Annotated in this window: 13 protein-coding genes, 1 pseudogene and 1 riboswitch (1 of these 15 only partly in view); of the genes and pseudogenes, 10 read left to right on the top strand and 4 right to left on the bottom strand. The window is 54.5% G+C overall.

The features are described 5' to 3' along the window. Together leuC and leuD are read left to right on the top strand one after the other, a co-directional pair. Positions 1 to 182, top strand: a pseudogene (gene leuC, locus QZF50_RS03600) (3-isopropylmalate dehydratase large subunit); it begins 1,234 nt to the left of the window's first position. Between the two features lie 10 nt (positions 183 to 192). Next, on the top strand, positions 193 to 798 hold the full coding sequence (gene leuD / locus QZF50_RS03595; protein WP_000818228.1) for a 3-isopropylmalate dehydratase small subunit: 606 nt from the start codon (positions 193 to 195) through the stop codon (positions 796 to 798). Positions 799 to 846: 48 nt separating this feature from the next. Here leuD and setA read toward each other — a convergent pair whose 3' ends face one another. Both setA and sgrT read right to left on the bottom strand, forming a co-directional pair. Further along, on the bottom strand, positions 847 to 2,025 hold the full coding sequence (gene setA / locus QZF50_RS03590; RefSeq protein ID WP_000637846.1) for a sugar efflux transporter SetA: 1,179 nt from the start codon (positions 2,023 to 2,025) through the stop codon (positions 847 to 849). A 101-nt stretch (positions 2,026 to 2,126) separates the two neighbouring features. Beyond that, positions 2,127 to 2,258, bottom strand: coding sequence for a glucose uptake inhibitor SgrT (sgrT, locus tag QZF50_RS03585; protein ID WP_001248767.1), 132 nt, complete (start codon positions 2,256 to 2,258; stop codon positions 2,127 to 2,129). An 88-nt stretch (positions 2,259 to 2,346) separates the two neighbouring features. On the opposite strand from sgrT, the gene sgrR reads away from it, so the two are divergent. The 4 genes from sgrR (at position 2,347) to thiQ (ending at position 7,417) form a co-directional block, all read left to right on the top strand. After that, entirely contained in the window at positions 2,347 to 4,002 is a 1,656-nt protein-coding gene (gene sgrR / locus QZF50_RS03580; protein WP_061892087.1) for a DNA-binding transcriptional regulator SgrR, read from the top strand. A 33-nt stretch (positions 4,003 to 4,035) separates the two neighbouring features. Continuing rightward, positions 4,036 to 4,135: riboswitch (TPP riboswitch) on the top strand. Positions 4,136 to 4,165: 30 nt separating this feature from the next. Next, complete coding sequence (thiB, locus tag QZF50_RS03575) at positions 4,166 to 5,149, top strand: thiamine ABC transporter substrate binding subunit (protein WP_290388822.1); 984 nt, start codon at positions 4,166 to 4,168, stop codon at positions 5,147 to 5,149. Next, positions 5,125 to 6,735 (top strand): thiamine/thiamine pyrophosphate ABC transporter permease ThiP, encoded by a 1,611-nt coding sequence (gene thiP, locus QZF50_RS03570; protein WP_000235706.1) that lies wholly within the window; start codon positions 5,125 to 5,127, stop codon positions 6,733 to 6,735. The genes thiB and thiP overlap by 25 nt, the downstream gene beginning before the upstream one ends. After that, positions 6,719 to 7,417, top strand: a complete 699-nt coding sequence (gene thiQ / locus QZF50_RS03565; protein WP_000916291.1) for a thiamine ABC transporter ATP-binding protein ThiQ — start codon at positions 6,719 to 6,721, stop codon at positions 7,415 to 7,417. The genes thiP and thiQ overlap by 17 nt, the downstream gene beginning before the upstream one ends. A 113-nt stretch (positions 7,418 to 7,530) precedes the next feature. Here thiQ and QZF50_RS03560 read toward each other — a convergent pair whose 3' ends face one another. Both QZF50_RS03560 and araC read right to left on the bottom strand, forming a co-directional pair. Then, positions 7,531 to 8,295, bottom strand: a complete 765-nt coding sequence (locus QZF50_RS03560; RefSeq protein WP_001148402.1) for a DedA family protein — start codon at positions 8,293 to 8,295, stop codon at positions 7,531 to 7,533. Positions 8,296 to 8,380: 85 nt separating this feature from the next. Then, the gene (gene araC / locus QZF50_RS03555) at positions 8,381 to 9,259 is read right to left on the bottom strand and encodes an arabinose operon transcriptional regulator AraC (protein ID WP_001300811.1); all 879 of its coding nucleotides are present in this window, start codon (positions 9,257 to 9,259) and stop codon (positions 8,381 to 8,383) included. Between the two features lie 338 nt (positions 9,260 to 9,597). Here araC and araB point away from each other — a divergent pair, with 338 nt between their 5' ends. The 4 genes from araB (at position 9,598) to polB (ending at position 16,101) form a co-directional block, all read left to right on the top strand. Continuing rightward, positions 9,598 to 11,298 carry a ribulokinase gene (gene araB, locus QZF50_RS03550; RefSeq protein ID WP_000951783.1) on the top strand — a complete coding sequence of 567 codons (1,701 nt, stop codon included), beginning with the start codon at positions 9,598 to 9,600 and terminating at the stop codon, positions 11,296 to 11,298. Between the two features lie 10 nt (positions 11,299 to 11,308). Next, on the top strand, positions 11,309 to 12,811 hold the full coding sequence (gene araA, locus QZF50_RS03545; RefSeq protein WP_000151734.1) for an L-arabinose isomerase: 1,503 nt from the start codon (positions 11,309 to 11,311) through the stop codon (positions 12,809 to 12,811). A gap of 168 nt (positions 12,812 to 12,979) precedes the next feature. Beyond that, positions 12,980 to 13,675: an L-ribulose-5-phosphate 4-epimerase gene (gene araD / locus QZF50_RS03540; RefSeq protein ID WP_000888668.1), complete on the top strand. Its 696-nt coding sequence runs from the start codon at positions 12,980 to 12,982 to the stop codon at positions 13,673 to 13,675. Positions 13,676 to 13,749: 74 nt separating this feature from the next. Continuing rightward, positions 13,750 to 16,101, top strand: coding sequence for a DNA polymerase II (gene polB / locus QZF50_RS03535; RefSeq protein ID WP_000035654.1), 2,352 nt, complete (start codon positions 13,750 to 13,752; stop codon positions 16,099 to 16,101). Positions 16,102 to 16,165 lie beyond the last annotated feature (64 nt).

The following is a 16,165-nucleotide window of genomic DNA, read 5'->3' as shown; positions in this document are numbered from 1 at the left end:
GCTCAATGTGTCTGGCGATGAACAACGACCGTCTGAATCCGGGCGAACGTTGTGCATCCACCAGCAACCGTAACTTTGAAGGCCGCCAGGGGCGCGGCGGGCGCACGCATCTGGTCAGCCCGGCAATGGCTGCCGCTGCTGCTGTGACCGGACATTTCGCCGACATTCGCAACATTAAATAAGGAGCACACCATGGCAGAGAAATTTATCAAACACACAGGCCTGGTGGTTCCGCTGGATGCCGCCAATGTCGATACCGATGCAATCATCCCGAAACAGTTTTTGCAGAAAGTGACCCGTACGGGTTTTGGCGCGCATCTGTTTAACGACTGGCGTTTTCTCGATGAAAAAGGCCAACAGCCAAACCCGGACTTCGTGCTGAACTTCCCGCAGTATCAGGGCGCTTCCATTTTGCTGGCACGAGAAAACTTCGGCTGTGGCTCCTCGCGTGAGCACGCGCCCTGGGCATTGACCGACTACGGTTTTAAAGTGGTGATTGCGCCGAGTTTTGCTGACATCTTCTACGGCAATAGCTTTAACAACCAGCTGCTGCCGGTGAAATTAAGCGATGCAGAAGTGGACGAACTGTTTGCGCTGGTGAAAGCCAATCCGGGGATCCATTTCGACGTGGATCTGGAAGCGCAAGAGGTGAAAGCGGGAGAGAAAACCTATCGCTTTACCATCGATGCCTTCCGCCGCCACTGCATGATGAACGGTCTGGACAGTATTGGGCTTACCTTGCAGCACGACGACGCCATTGCCGCTTATGAAGCAAAACAACCTGCGTTTATGAATTAATCCCCTTGCCCGGTCAAATGACCGGGCTTTCCGCTATCGTCCACGTCATCAAACGTCTTTAACCTTTGCGGTTAAAAATAATGCGACAACAGAAATAACCGCAATTACCCAGTAGACAGCAAAGTGCCCCCAACTTTGTGCAATTGCTCCCTGAATAACGCCAGCCAGAATTACCCCGGTAGAAATACTGTTAGTAAATAAGGTGGTAGCTGCCCCCGCTCTTCCAGGCATTAAATCCTGAAACCATAGCATCCCAATACCCGCAACAATGCCGATAAATACAGCGTTAAAAAGTTGCAGCGTCATCAACGCCATACGGCTATGAAAGAAAATCAATCCGGTGTAAAACAGTACTCCTGCCGCCACTGCTATGACCATCATTCGCCGCTTACCATAACGTTTGACATAGTAGCCAGCCAGAATCATTGCTGGTATTTCCAGTCCAGCTGCCGTCCCCATCAGGAAACCCGCCAGTTTGTCTGGCAATCCTAACTCGCTACTGATCCACAACGGCATATCAATAATGTACATGGTGTTGCAGGTCCACATTAACGTCGAGGCGACAAATAACATCCGTACGTTACTATCCTGCCAGCCACCTTGCATTGATAAAGCATTTTCCGACGGCAGTTCTACCCGCGCCACAGACGGAAGCATAAATGCAATCAATACCAGACTGAGTGTGAATATCCCGGCGGCAATCGAAAACATCACCGTAAAGCCGTAATTCAACGCCAGCATAAAGGCCAACGGTGGACCGATAACCCATGCCAGAGAAAGCTGCGCACGCATCACCGAGCTAAACATCACCACTTCTCGCGCCGAGTTATCCGCATATTCCCGCGCCAGAGCAAATAACTGTGGCATTGCCGTATTGGCCAGAGATGCCAGAAGCACACCACAGGTGATAAGCGTCAGATAATGACGATTAAATGCAAACAATAGCGCATTGCCGATAGCCATCAAACAGCAAAATATAATCAGTTTTCGCCGATCGCCCTGACTGTCAGAACGTTTTGCCAACCAGAGGCTTACGCCGATCCCAGCAATAGCATTCACCGTATAAAAGAGTCCGATCCAGAAAGGTTGCGCGCCAACCTCACGACTCAGAAATAAGCTCAATGTAGGAGCCTGTAGCGCCCCGGCCACCCCCATCATAAAAGCGACCAGCATAAATGCCGCGTAAACACCGTTCATACGGCGAGCCATCGTCATTATCCAGATCATACGTTCCCTTTTTAGCGCGGCGAGAATAAAAAAAACCAGCAGGTATAATCTGCTGGCGGGTGATTTTACACCAATACTCAGTCACACATGATGCAGGCAAGTCAACTTTCAGAATTGCGGTCATCCCACTGCATCAGTTCTTCAAGCATGGTTAATCGTTGTGGGACGCTTAACCAACGCAACCAGCACAACTTCGCTGTCGCGGTAAAATAGTGCTGATAAAACTGACGCATGGGGCACCTCCTTGCTTCATCGTTAGGAATTATTGACTTAATATAGGGAAAATAAAATTGCTGTCTTTTGCGCAGGAGTTCCCCTTTTATGCCATCTGCTCGTCTGCAACAACAGTTCATCCGCCTGTGGCAATGCTGCGAGGGTAAATCGCAGGACACAACGCTCAACGAACTGGCAGCGTTATTGAGCTGCTCGCGTCGTCATATGCGCACCCTGCTCAACACCATGCAGGATCGCGGCTGGCTGACGTGGGAAGCGGAAGTCGGGCGTGGTAAACGCTCGCGTCTGACATTCCTCTATACCGGGCTGGCGCTTCAGCAACAGCGGGCGGAAGACCTGCTGGAGCAGGATCGTATCGACCAACTAGTGCAGTTGGTTGGCGACAAAGCGACTGTGCGGCAAATGCTGGTTTCTCATCTGGGCCGCAGCTTCCGCCAGGGGCGGCACATCCTGCGCGTGCTCTACTATCGTCCGTTGCGTAATCTGCTACCTGGCAGCGCATTGCGCCGTTCCGAAACCCATATTGCCCGGCAAATCTTCAGTTCGCTAACGCGCATAAATGAGAAAAATGGGGAACTGGAAGCAGACATCGCCCACCACTGGCAGCAAATATCACCGCTTCACTGGCGTTTCTTTTTGCGTCCAGGAGTCCATTTTCATCATGGTCGTGAACTGGAAATGGACGACGTGATCGCCTCTTTAAAACGAATCAATACGCTGCCGCTCTATTCGCATATTGCGGACATTGTGTCGCCGACGCCCTGGACGCTGGATATCCATCTCACGCAACCGGACCGCTGGTTACCGTTACTGCTGGGACAAGTTCCGGCGATGATCCTGCCGCGCGAATGGGAAACCCTCAGTAACTTTGCCAGCCATCCCATCGGCACCGGTCCGTATGCGGTGATCCGCAACACCACCAATCAACTGAAAATTCAGGCATTCGATGACTTCTTCGGTTACCGGGCATTAATCGATGAAGTTAACGTCTGGGTTCTGCCGGAAATTGCCGACGAGCCAGCTGGAGGTCTGATGCTAAAAGGTCCACAGGGCGAGGAAAAAGAGATTGAAAGCCGCCTGGAGGAAGGTTGCTACTATTTACTGTTCGACAGCCGCACCCATCGCGGGGCGAATCAGCAAGTCAGGGACTGGGTAAGCTATGTGCTTTCTCCAACTAATCTGGTCTATTTCGCTGAGGAACAGTACCAGCAACTGTGGTTCCCGGCTTATGGACTGCTCCCCCGTTGGCACCATGCCCGCACCATAAAGAGCGAAAAACCGGCTGGCCTGGAAAGCCTCACCCTGACCTTTTATCAGGATCACAGTGAGCATCGGGTGATTGCCGGGATCATGCAGCAGATTCTGGCAAGTCACCAGGTCACGCTGGAAATCAAAGAGATCAGCTACGATCAGTGGCATGAAGGAGAGATCGAGAGCGATATCTGGCTTAATAGCGCCAACTTTACGCTGCCGCTGGATTTTTCGCTGTTCGCGCACTTGTGCGAGGTGCCGCTGCTCCAACACTGTATTCCGATCGACTGGCAAGCCGACGCCGCCCGCTGGCGCAATGGCGAAATGAACCTGGCGAACTGGTGCCAGCAACTGGTCGCCAGTAAAGCAATGGTGCCGCTTATCCACCACTGGCTGATCATTCAGGGACAACGCAGTATGCGCGGCCTGCGTATGAATACCCTCGGCTGGTTCGATTTTAAATCAGCGTGGTTTGCGCCGCCGGATCCATGATTGCTGGTAGATAACAAAATCACTACACTAACGCCGTTCTCAACGGGGTGCCACGCAAACGCGTGCGCTGAGAAAATACCCGTCGAACCTGATCCGGATAACGCCGGCGAAGGGATTTGAGGCTCCTTCTCAAGTCCTTTGCCACTCTTTTTTGAGGTGCAAAGTGTTAAAAAAATGTCTTCCCCTGCTGTTGCTGTGCACAGCGCCCGTTTTCGCTAAACCCGTTCTGACTGTTTATACCTACGATTCCTTCGCCGCCGACTGGGGGCCTGGTCCAAAGATCAAAAAAGCTTTTGAAGCCGACTGTAACTGCGAACTGAAACTGGTGGCGCTGGAAGATGGCGTTTCGCTTCTCAACGGTCTACGGATGGAAGGCAAAAATAGTAAAGCCGATGTGGTGCTGGGGCTGGATAACAATCTGTTAGACGCCGCCAGTAAAACCGGACTATTTGCCAAAAGCGGTGTGGCAGCGGATGCCGTTAACGTTCCCGGCGGCTGGAATAATGACACTTTCGTCCCGTTTGATTACGGCTATTTCGCCTTCGTCTATGACAAGAACAAACTGAAAAACCCGCCGCAAAGCCTGAAAGAATTGGTTGAGAGCGATCAAAACTGGCGGGTGATTTATCAGGATCCGCGCACCAGTACGCCGGGGCTGGGCCTGCTGTTGTGGATGCAAAAAGTCTATGGCGATGACGCCCCACAAGCCTGGCAAAAACTGGCGAAGAAAACCGTCACGGTCACCAAAGGCTGGAGCGAAGCCTACGGCCTGTTTTTAAAAGGTGAAAGCGATCTGGTACTGAGTTACACCACCTCTCCGGCTTATCACATTCTCGAAGAGAAAAAAGATAACTACGCCGCCGCGAACTTTAGCGAAGGTCACTATCTGCAGGTGGAAGTCGCCGCCCGCACCGCTGCCAGCAAGCAGCCGGAGCTGGCGCAAAAATTCCTCCAGTTTATGGTTTCTCCGGCTTTTCAGAATGCGATCCCAACCGGTAACTGGATGTATCCGGTGGCAAATGTCACGCTGCCTGCCGGGTTTGAACAATTGACCAAACCGGCCACCACGCTGGAGTTCACACCAGCTGAAGTGGCGGCACAACGTCAGGCATGGATTAGCGAATGGCAACGCGCCGTCAGCCGTTAATTCCCGGCTGGTTAATTCCAGGTGTAAGCGCCGCCACGCTGGTGGTAGCGGTTGCGCTCGCGGCGTTTCTCGCCCTGTGGTGGAACGCGCCGCAGGGTAACTGGGTGGCAGTCTGGCAGGACAGCTACCTGTGGCATGTGGTGCGCTTCTCCTTCTGGCAGGCGTTTCTCTCGGCGCTACTCTCTGTCGTACCCGCGATATTCCTCGCCCGCGCCCTCTATCGCAGGCGCTTTCCGGGTCGGCTGGCGCTGTTGCGTCTGTGCGCAATGACCTTGATCCTCCCGGTGCTAGTTGCTGTTTTCGGCATTCTTAGCGTCTATGGTCGTCAGGGCTGGCTGGCATCGCTCTGCCAATCGCTCGGTCTGGAGTGGACCTTTTCGCCCTACGGCCTGCAAGGCATTTTGCTGGCGCACGTATTTTTTAATCTGCCGATGGCGAGCCGCTTATTACTCCAGGCACTGGAAAACATTCCCGGCGAACAACGTCAGCTTGCCGCCCAGCTTGGGATGCGCGGCTGGCATTTTTTCCGCTTCGTCGAATGGCCGTGGCTACGGCGACAAATCCCGCCGGTTGCCGCGCTTATCTTTATGCTCTGTTTCGCCAGCTTCGCCACCGTGCTATCGCTGGGCGGCGGTCCGCAGGCAACTACTATCGAGCTGGCTATTTATCAGGCGCTGAGTTACGACTACGATCCTGCCCGCGCGGCGATGCTGGCGCTGCTCCAGATGGTGTGTTGCCTTGGGCTGGTGCTGTTGAGTCAGCGACTAAGTAAGGCCATTGCGCCCGGTACCACGCTGCTGCAAGGCTGGCGCGATCCGGACGATCGTCTGCATAGCCGCATTTGCGACACGGTGTTAATAGTGCTGGCGCTGCTGCTGTTGCTGCCACCGTTGCTGGCGGTGATCGTCGATGGGGTAAATCGCCAGTTGCCGGAAGTGCTGGCACAACCGGTGCTGTGGCAGGCGCTGTGGACCTCGTTGCGTATTGCGCTGGCGGCAGGTGTATTGTGCGTAGTGCTGACCATGATGCTGCTATGGAGCAGTCGCGAACTGCGGGCGCGGCAGAAAATGCTGGCGGGTCAGGCGCTGGAGATGAGCGGCATGTTGATCCTCGCCATGCCGGGGATTGTGCTGGCTACCGGCTTCTTTTTACTGCTCAACAACACCATTGGCCTGCCGCAATCTGCTGACGGCATTGTGATTTTCACCAATGCGTTAATGGCGATCCCTTATGCGCTGAAAGTACTGGAAAACCCGATGCGCGATATCACCGCCCGCTACAGTATGTTGTGTCAGTCGCTGGGCATTGAAGGCTGGTCGCGCTTAAAAGTGGTCGAGCTGCGCGCCCTGAAACGTCCACTGGCGCAGGCGCTGGCTTTTGCCTGCGTGCTGTCGATTGGTGATTTTGGCGTAGTGGCGTTGTTCGGTAACGATGATTTCCGTACCCTGCCGTTTTATCTCTACCAGCAAATTGGCTCCTATCGCAGCCAGGACGGTGCGGTCACCGCGTTAATTCTGCTACTACTCTGTTTTCTGCTGTTTACCGTGATTGAAAAACTACCGGGGCGAAATGTTAAAACTGACTGATATCACCTGGCTTTATCACCATTTGCCGATGCGTTTTAGCTTAACGGTAGAACGCGGCGAGCAGGTGGCAATCCTCGGGCCAAGCGGCGCGGGTAAAAGTACCCTGCTGAATTTGATCGCCGGTTTTCTGACGCCAGCCAGCGGTTCGCTGACTATCGACGGCGTTGATCACACCACGACGCCGCCGTCACGCCGCCCGGTATCGATGCTGTTTCAGGAGAACAACCTGTTCAGCCACCTGACGGTCGCGCAGAACATCGGGCTGGGGCTTAATCCGGGATTGAAGCTGAACGCGGCGCAGCAGGAGAAAATGCACGCTATCGCCCGCCAGATGGGGATTGATAATTTAATGGCGCGGTTACCGGGCGAGCTTTCCGGCGGTCAGCGACAGCGCGTGGCGTTAGCGCGTTGTCTGGTGCGCGAACAGCCGATTTTATTGCTCGATGAACCGTTCTCTGCGCTCGATCCGGCGTTACGTCAGGAGATGCTGACGCTGGTGAGCACGAGCTGCCAGCAGCAAAAAATGACGCTATTGATGGTGTCGCACAGTGTGGAAGATGCGGCGCGGATCGCCACACGCTCGGTGGTGGTCGCCGACGGGCGCATCGCCTGGCAGGGTAAGACCAATGAGTTGTTGAGCGGTAAGGCGAGTGCTTCGGCACTATTGGGGATTACGGGTTAGTATGCACTGTCGGATGCGGCGTGAACGCCTTATCCGACCTACGGGTAGTGCGTTTTGTAGGCCTGATAAGACGCGGTCAGCGTCGCATCAGGCAACCCGCACAAGACTATCTCCTAACCCCCAACCACTTTACGCAAAATATCGATATACACCGGCATCAACGGGTGGCGAATTAACACCACCAGCGCCACCACGCCGATGGCAGAAATTAACGGCGTCAGCCACAACAAACGGCCGCGCGACAAATAATGACTTAAACGATCGGTTGCTTTACCGCTGCGCCATAACCGCCAGCACAGCCAGCCACCAACCCACAAAAATACCGCCGTCGCCAGCAGCAACCATTTAAACTCGCCGCTCTGCATTCCGGCTGGAATATCGATCGCCGCGCCCGCCAGAATCCCAGGCAGGAAGTAAAACGGCGGCCACAGCAGGCAGCCGATAATATTCGGCGTAATGAATTTTGCCACCGGCAGATCCAGCATTCCCGCCACCATTGGCACCAGCGGACGCGTCGGGCCAACAAAGCGACCGACCAGAATGGTGAACATGCTGTGTTGATGCAACGCATGTTCAGTTTTATCGAGTAATGCTTTGTTTTTCTTCAGAAATGACCAGCGATGCAACGGCTTTTTAAAACGCCAGCCCAGCCAGAAGGAGATCCAGTCGCCCAGCAGACAACCGACGATCCCTGCCAGCCAGGCGTGCCAGAAACTTAACTCGCCGCTGCCAATCAGCGCTCCCAGCCCCGCCATCAGCACCGTACCGGGTAGAATCAAACCGACCAGCGCCAGCGACTCCAGAAAGGCCACCAACACCACCGCCATCAATGAATACACGGTGGATTGGGTAATAAAGTGTTCCAGCAATGCTTGCATAATGTGCCTGTCAAATGGACGAAGCAGGGATTCTGCAAACCCTATGCTACTCCGTCAAGCCGTCAATTGTCTGATTCGTTACCAATTATGACAACTTGACGGCTACATCATTCACTTTTTCTTCACAACCGGCACGGAACTCGCTCGGGCTGGCCCCGGTGCATTTTTTAAATACTCGCGAGAAATAGAGTTGATCGTCAAAACCAACATTGCGACCGACGGTAGCGATAGGCATCCGGGTGGTGCTCAAAAGCAGCTTCGCCTGACTAATGCGTTGGTCCTCGCGCCAGCTTAAGACGCTAATCCCTAACTGCTGGCGGAAAAGATGTGACAGACGCGACGGCGACAGGCAAACATGCTGTGCGACGCTGGCGATATCAAAATTGCTGTCAGCAAGATGATCGCTGATGTACTGACAAGCCTCGCGTACCCGATTATCCATCGGTGGATGGAGCGACTCGTTAATCGCTTCCATGCGCCGCAGTAACAATTGCTCAAGCAGATTTATCGCCAGCAGCTCCGAATAGCGCCCTTCCCCTTGCCCGGCGTTAATGATTTGCCCAAACAAGTCGCTGAAATGCGGCTGGTGCGCTTCATCCGGGCGAAAGAAACCCGTATTGGCAAATATTGACGGCCAGTTAAGCCATTCATGCCAGTAGGCGCGCGGACGAAAGTAAACCCACTGGTGATACCATTCGCGAGCCTCCGGATGACGGCCGTAGTGATGAATCTCTCCTGGCGGGAACAGCAAAATATCACCCGGTCGGCAGACAAATTCTCGTCCCTGATTTTTCACCACCCCCTGACCGCGAATGGTGAGATTGAGAATATAACCTTTCATTCCCAGCGGTCGGTCGATAAAAAAATCGAGATAACCGTTGGCCTCAATCGGCGTTAAACCCGCCACCAGATGGGCGTTAAACGAGTATCCCGGCAGCAGGGGATCATTTTGCGCTTCAGCCATACTTTTCATACTCCCGCCATTCAGAGAAGAAACCAATTGTCCATATTGCATCAGACATTGCCGTCACTGCGTCTTTTACTGGCTCTTCTCGCTAACCCAACCGGTAACCCCGCTTATTAAAAGCATTCTGTAACAAAGCGGGACCAAAGCCATGACAAAAACGCGTAACAAAAGTGTCTATAATCACGGCAGAAAAGTCCACATTGATTATTTGCACGGCGTCACACTTTGCTATGCCATAGCATTTTTATCCATAAGATTAGCGGATCCTACCTGACGCTTTTTATCGCAACTCTCTACTGTTTCTCCATACCCGTTTTTTTGGATGGAGTGAAACGATGGCGATTGCAATTGGCCTCGATTTTGGCAGTGATTCTGTGCGAGCTTTGGCGGTGGATTGCGCCAGCGGTGAAGAGATCGCCACCAGCGTAGAGTGGTATCCCCGTTGGCAAAAAGGGCAATTTTGTGATGCCCCGAATAACCAGTTCCGTCATCATCCGCGTGACTACATTGAGTCAATGGAAGCGGCACTGAAAACCGTGCTTGCAGAGCTTAGCGTCGAACAGCGCGCAGCTGTGGTCGGGATTGGCGTTGACAGTACCGGCTCGACGCCCGCACCGATTGATGCCGACGGTAACGTGCTGGCGCTGCGCCCGGAGTTTGCCGAAAACCCGAACGCGATGTTCGTATTGTGGAAAGACCACACTGCGGTTGAAGAAGCGGAAGAGATTACCCGTTTGTGCCACGCGCCGGGCAACGTTGACTACTCCCGCTACATTGGCGGTATTTATTCCAGCGAATGGTTCTGGGCAAAAATCCTGCATGTGACTCGCCAGGACACCGCCGTGGCGCAATCTGCCGCATCGTGGATTGAGCTGTGCGACTGGGTGCCAGCTCTGCTTTCCGGTACCACCCGCCCGCAGGATATTCGTCGCGGACGTTGCAGCGCCGGGCATAAATCTCTGTGGCACGAAAGCTGGGGCGGCTTGCCGCCAGCCAGTTTCTTTGATGAGCTGGACCCGATCCTCAATCGCCATTTGCCTTCCCCGCTGTTCACTGACACCTGGACTGCCGATATTCCGGTGGGCACCTTATGCCCGGAATGGGCGCAGCGTCTCGGCCTGCCTGAAAGCGTGGTGATTTCCGGCGGCGCGTTTGACTGCCATATGGGCGCAGTTGGCGCAGGCGCACAGCCTAACGCACTGGTAAAAGTTATCGGTACTTCCACCTGCGACATTCTGATTGCCGACAAACAGAGCGTTGGCGAGCGGGCAGTTAAAGGTATTTGCGGTCAGGTTGATGGCAGCGTGGTACCTGGATTTATCGGTCTGGAAGCAGGCCAATCGGCGTTTGGTGATATCTACGCCTGGTTTGGTCGCGTACTCGGCTGGCCGCTGGAACAGCTTGCCGCCCAGCATCCGGAACTGAAAGCGCAAATCAACGCCAGCCAGAAACAACTGCTTCCGGCGCTGACCGAAGCATGGGCCAAAAATCCGTCTCTGGATCACCTGCCGGTGGTGCTCGACTGGTTTAACGGTCGTCGCACACCGAACGCTAACCAACGCCTGAAAGGGGTGATTACCGATCTTAACCTCGCTACCGACGCTCCGCTGCTGTTCGGCGGTTTGATTGCTGCCACCGCCTTTGGCGCACGCGCAATCATGGAGTGCTTTACCGATCAGGGGATCGCCGTCAATAACGTGATGGCGCTGGGCGGCATCGCGCGGAAAAACCAGGTCATTATGCAGGCCTGCTGCGACGTGCTGAATCGCCCGCTGCAAATTGTTGCCTCTGACCAGTGCTGTGCGCTCGGTGCGGCGATTTTTGCTGCCGTCGCCGCGAAAGTGCACGCAGACATCCCATCAGCCCAGCAAAAAATGGCCAGTGCGGTAGAGAAAACCCTGCAACCGCGCAGCGAACAGGCACAACGCTTTGAACAGCTTTATCGCCGCTATCAGCAATGGGCGATGAGCGCCGAACAACACTATCTTCCAACTTCCGCCCCGGCACAGGCTGCCCAGGCCGTTGCGACTCTATAAGGACACGATAATGACGATTTTTGATAATTATGAAGTGTGGTTTGTCATTGGCAGCCAGCATCTGTATGGCCCGGAAACCCTGCGTCAGGTCACCCAACATGCCGAGCACGTTGTTAATGCGCTGAATACGGAAGCGAAACTGCCCTGCAAACTGGTGTTGAAACCGCTGGGCACCACGCCGGATGAAATCACCGCTATTTGCCGCGACGCGAATTACGACGATCGTTGCGCTGGTCTGGTGGTGTGGCTGCACACCTTCTCCCCGGCCAAAATGTGGATCAACGGCCTGACCATGCTCAACAAACCGTTGCTGCAATTCCACACCCAGTTTAACGCGGCGCTGCCGTGGGACAGTATCGATATGGACTTTATGAACCTGAACCAGACTGCACATGGCGGTCGCGAGTTCGGCTTCATTGGCGCGCGTATGCGTCAGCAACATGCCGTGGTTACCGGTCACTGGCAGGATAAACAAGCCCATGAGCGTATCGGCTCCTGGATGCGCCAGGCGGTCTCTAAACAGGATACCCGTCATCTGAAAGTCTGCCGTTTTGGCGATAACATGCGTGAAGTAGCGGTCACCGATGGTGATAAAGTTGCCGCACAGATCAAGTTCGGTTTCTCCGTCAATACCTGGGCGGTTGGCGATCTGGTGCAGGTGGTGAACTCCATCAGCGACGGCGATGTTAACGCGCTGGTCGATGAGTACGAAAGCTGCTACACCATGACGCCTGCCACACAAATCCACGGCGAAAAACGACAGAACGTGCTGGAAGCGGCGCGTATTGAGCTGGGGATGAAGCGTTTCCTGGAACAAGGTGGCTTCCACGCGTTCACCACCACCTTTGAAGATTTGCACGGTCTGAAACAGCTTCCAGGTCTGGCCGTACAGCGTCTGATGCAGCAGGGTTACGGCTTTGCGGGCGAAGGCGACTGGAAAACCGCCGCCCTGCTTCGCATCATGAAGGTGATGTCAACCGGTCTGCAGGGCGGCACCTCCTTTATGGAGGACTACACCTATCACTTCGAGAAAGGTAATGACCTGGTGCTCGGCTCCCATATGCTGGAAGTCTGCCCGTCGATTGCCGTAGAAGAGAAACCGATCCTCGACGTTCAGCATCTCGGTATTGGTGGTAAGGACGATCCTGCCCGACTGATCTTCAATACCCAAACCGGTCCAGCGATTGTCGCCAGCCTGATTGATCTCGGCGATCGTTACCGTCTGCTGGTTAACTGTATCGACACGGTGAAAACACCGCACTCCCTGCCGAAACTGCCGGTGGCGAATGCGCTGTGGAAAGCGCAACCGGATCTGCCAACTGCTTCCGAAGCGTGGATCCTTGCTGGTGGCGCGCACCATACCGTCTTCAGCCATGCGCTGAACCTCAACGATATGCGCCAGTTCGCCGAGATGCACGACATTGAAATCACGGTGATTGATAACGACACCCGCCTGCCAGCGTTTAAAGACGCACTGCGCTGGAACGAAGTGTATTACGGATTTCGTCGCTAAGTAGCCACATCAGGTATGTAACGCCTGATGCGACGCTGACGCGTCTTATCTGGCCTACACGCTGCGATTTTGTAGGCCGGATAAGCAAAGCGCATCCGGCATTGTTTTCCCCCTCGCCCCTTTGGGGAGAGGGCCGGGGTGAGGGGAAACGACCTCTCAGGAGTCAACATGTTAGAAGATCTCAAACGCCAGGTATTAGAAGCCAACCTGGCGCTGCCAAAACACAACCTGGTCACGCTCACATGGGGCAACGTCAGCGCCGTTGATCGCGAGCGCGGCGTCTTTGTGATCAAACCTTCCGGCGTCGATTACAGCGTCATGACCGCTGACGATATGGTCGTGGTTAGCATCGAAACCGGTGAAGTGGTTGAAGGTACGAAAAAGCCCTCCTCCGACACGCCAACTCACCGGCTGCTCTATCAGGCATTCCCCTCCATTGGCGGCATTGTGCATACGCACTCGCGCCACGCCACCATCTGGGCGCAGTCGGGTCAGTCGATTCCAGCAATCGGCACCACCCACGCCGACTATTTCTACGGCACCATTCCCTGCACCCGCAAAATGACCGACGCAGAAATCAACGGCGAATATGAGTGGGAAACCGGTAACGTCATCGTAGAAACCTTTGAAAAACAGGGTATCGATGCAGCGCAAATGCCCGGCGTTCTGGTCCATTCCCACGGCCCGTTTGCATGGGGCAAAAATGCCGAAGATGCGGTGCATAACGCCATCGTGCTGGAAGAGGTCGCTTATATGGGGATATTCTGCCGTCAGTTAGCGCCGCAGTTACCGGATATGCAGCAAACGCTGCTGGATAAACACTATCTGCGTAAGCATGGCGCGAAGGCATATTACGGGCAGTAATGACTGTATAAAACCACAGCCAATCAAACGAAACCAGGCTATACTCAAGCCTGGTTTTTTGATGGATTTTCAGCGTGGCGCAGGCAGGTTTTATCTTAACCCGACACTGGCGGGACACCCCGCAAGGGACAGAAGTCTCCTTCTGGCTGGCGACGGACAACGGGCCGTTGCAGGTTACGCTTGCACCGCAAGAGTCCGTGGCGTTTATTCCCGCCGATCAGGTTCCCCGCGCTCAGCATATTTTGCAGGGTGAACAAGGCTTTCGCCTGACACCGCTGGCGTTAAAGGATTTTCACCGCCAGCCGGTGTATGGCCTTTACTGTCGCGCCCATCGCCAATTGATGAATTACGAAAAGCGCCTGCGTGAAGGTGGCGTTACCGTCTACGAGGCCGATGTGCGCCCGCCAGAACGCTATCTGATGGAGCGGTTTATCACCTCACCGGTGTGGGTCGAGGGTGATATGCACAATGGCACTATCGTTAATGCCCGTCTGAAACCGCATCCCGACTATCGTCCGCCGCTCAAGTGGGTTTCTATAGATATTGAAACCACCCGCCACGGTGAGCTGTACTGCATCGGCCTGGAAGGCTGCGGGCAGCGCATCGTTTATATGCTGGGGCCGGAGAATGGCGACGCCTCCTCGCTTGATTTCGAACTGGAATACGTCGCCAGCCGCCCGCTGCTGCTGGAAAAACTCAACGCCTGGTTTGCAAACCACGATCCCGATGTGATCATCGGCTGGAACGTGGTGCAGTTCGATCTGCGAATGCTGCAAAAACATGCCGAGCGTTACCGTCTTCCGCTGCGTCTTGGGCGCGATAATAGCGAGCTGGAGTGGCGCGAGCACGGCTTTAAAAACGGCGTCTTTTTTGCCCAGGCTAAAGGTCGGCTAATTATCGACGGTATCGAAGCGCTGAAATCCGCGTTCTGGAATTTCTCTTCATTCTCGCTGGAAACTGTCGCTCAGGAGCTATTAGGCGAAGGAAAATCTATCGATAACCCGTGGGATCGAATGGACGAAATTGACCGCCGTTTCGCCGAAGATAAACCTGCGCTGGCAACTTATAACCTGAAAGATTGCGAGCTGGTGACGCAGATCTTCCACAAAACTGAAATCATGCCATTTTTACTCGAACGAGCAACGGTGAACGGCCTGCCGGTGGATCGGCACGGCGGTTCGGTGGCAGCGTTTGGTCATCTCTATTTTCCGCGAATGCATCGCGCTGGTTATGTCGCGCCTAATCTCGGCGAAGTGCCACCGCACGCCAGCCCTGGCGGCTACGTGATGGATTCACGGCCAGGGCTTTATGATTCAGTGCTGGTGCTGGACTATAAAAGCCTGTACCCGTCGATCATCCGCACCTTTCTGATTGATCCCGTCGGGCTGGTTGAAGGCATGGCGCAACCTGATCCAGAGCACAGTACCGAAGGTTTTCTCGATGCCTGGTTCTCACGGGAGAAACATTGCCTGCCGGAGATTGTGACTAACATCTGGCACGGGCGCGATGAAGCCAAACGTCAGGGTAATAAGCCGCTTTCGCAGGCGCTGAAGATCATTATGAATGCCTTTTATGGCGTGCTCGGCACCACCGCCTGCCGCTTCTTCGATCCGCGCCTGGCATCGTCGATCACCATGCGTGGTCATCAGATCATGCGGCAGACCAAAGCATTGATTGAAGCGCAGGGCTACGACGTTATCTACGGAGATACCGACTCGACTTTTGTCTGGCTAAAAGGTGCACATTCGGAAGAAGAGGCGGCGAAAATCGGTCGTGTACTGGTGCAGCACGTTAACGCCTGGTGGGCGGAAACGCTGCAAAAACAACGGCTGACCAGCGCATTAGAACTGGAGTATGAAACTCATTTCTGCCGTTTTCTGATGCCAACCATTCGCGGAGCCGATACCGGCAGTAAAAAGCGCTACGCCGGGCTGATTCAGGAGGGCGATAAACAGCGGATGGTGTTTAAAGGGCTGGAAACCGTGCGCACCGACTGGACGCCGCTGGCCCAGCAGTTTCAGCAGGAGCTATACCTGCGCATCTTCCGCAACGAGCCATATCAGGAATATGTACGCGAAACCATCGACAAACTGATGGCGGGTGAACTGGATGCGCGACTGGTTTACCGTAAACGCCTTCGCCGTCCGCTGAGCGAGTATCAGCGTAATGTGCCGCCTCATGTACGCGCCGCTCGCCTTGCCGATGAAGAAAACCAAAAGCGCGGTCGCCCCTTGCAATATCAGAATCGCGGCACCATTAAGTACGTATGGACCACCAACGGCCCGGAGCCGCTGGACTACCAACGTTCACCACTGGATTACGAACACTATCTGACCCGCCAGCTACAACCCGTGGCGGAGGGAATACTCCCTTTTATTGAGGATAATTTTGCTACACTTATGACCGGGCAACTTGGGCTATTTTGAGCAAAAAAAAGAGTTCGCCAGATACCATTTTGATGCGTGACGAATGCTTTGCCATCCAGTACCA

This window comes from uncultured Escherichia sp. (assembly GCF_948475835.1).
Classification (GTDB): domain Bacteria; phylum Pseudomonadota; class Gammaproteobacteria; order Enterobacterales; family Enterobacteriaceae; genus ECMA0423.
Note: the sequence above shows the minus strand (reverse complement) of the source record. Positions and strands in the feature narration are given on the sequence as shown.

Excerpts from the sequence above, each read along its gene's own strand:
- leuD (WP_000818228.1), top strand. The coding sequence starts at position 193 with ATGGCAGAGAAATTTATCAAACACACAGGCCTGGTGGTTCCGCTGGAT.
- thiQ (WP_000916291.1), top strand. The coding sequence starts at position 6,719 with ATGTTAAAACTGACTGATATCACCTGGCTTTATCACCATTTGCCGATG.
- QZF50_RS03560 (WP_001148402.1), bottom strand. The coding sequence starts at position 8,295 with ATGCAAGCATTGCTGGAACACTTTATTACCCAATCCACCGTGTATTCA.
- araD (WP_000888668.1), top strand. The coding sequence starts at position 12,980 with ATGTTAGAAGATCTCAAACGCCAGGTATTAGAAGCCAACCTGGCGCTG.
- araA (WP_000151734.1), top strand. The coding sequence starts at position 11,309 with ATGACGATTTTTGATAATTATGAAGTGTGGTTTGTCATTGGCAGCCAG.
- sgrR (WP_061892087.1), top strand. The coding sequence starts at position 2,347 with ATGCCATCTGCTCGTCTGCAACAACAGTTCATCCGCCTGTGGCAATGC.
- araB (WP_000951783.1), top strand. The coding sequence starts at position 9,598 with ATGGCGATTGCAATTGGCCTCGATTTTGGCAGTGATTCTGTGCGAGCT.
- araC (WP_001300811.1), bottom strand. The coding sequence starts at position 9,259 with ATGGCTGAAGCGCAAAATGATCCCCTGCTGCCGGGATACTCGTTTAAC.
- setA (WP_000637846.1), bottom strand. The coding sequence starts at position 2,025 with ATGATCTGGATAATGACGATGGCTCGCCGTATGAACGGTGTTTACGCG.
- thiP (WP_000235706.1), top strand. The coding sequence starts at position 5,125 with ATGGCAACGCGCCGTCAGCCGTTAATTCCCGGCTGGTTAATTCCAGGT.
- sgrT (WP_001248767.1), bottom strand. The coding sequence starts at position 2,258 with ATGCGTCAGTTTTATCAGCACTATTTTACCGCGACAGCGAAGTTGTGC.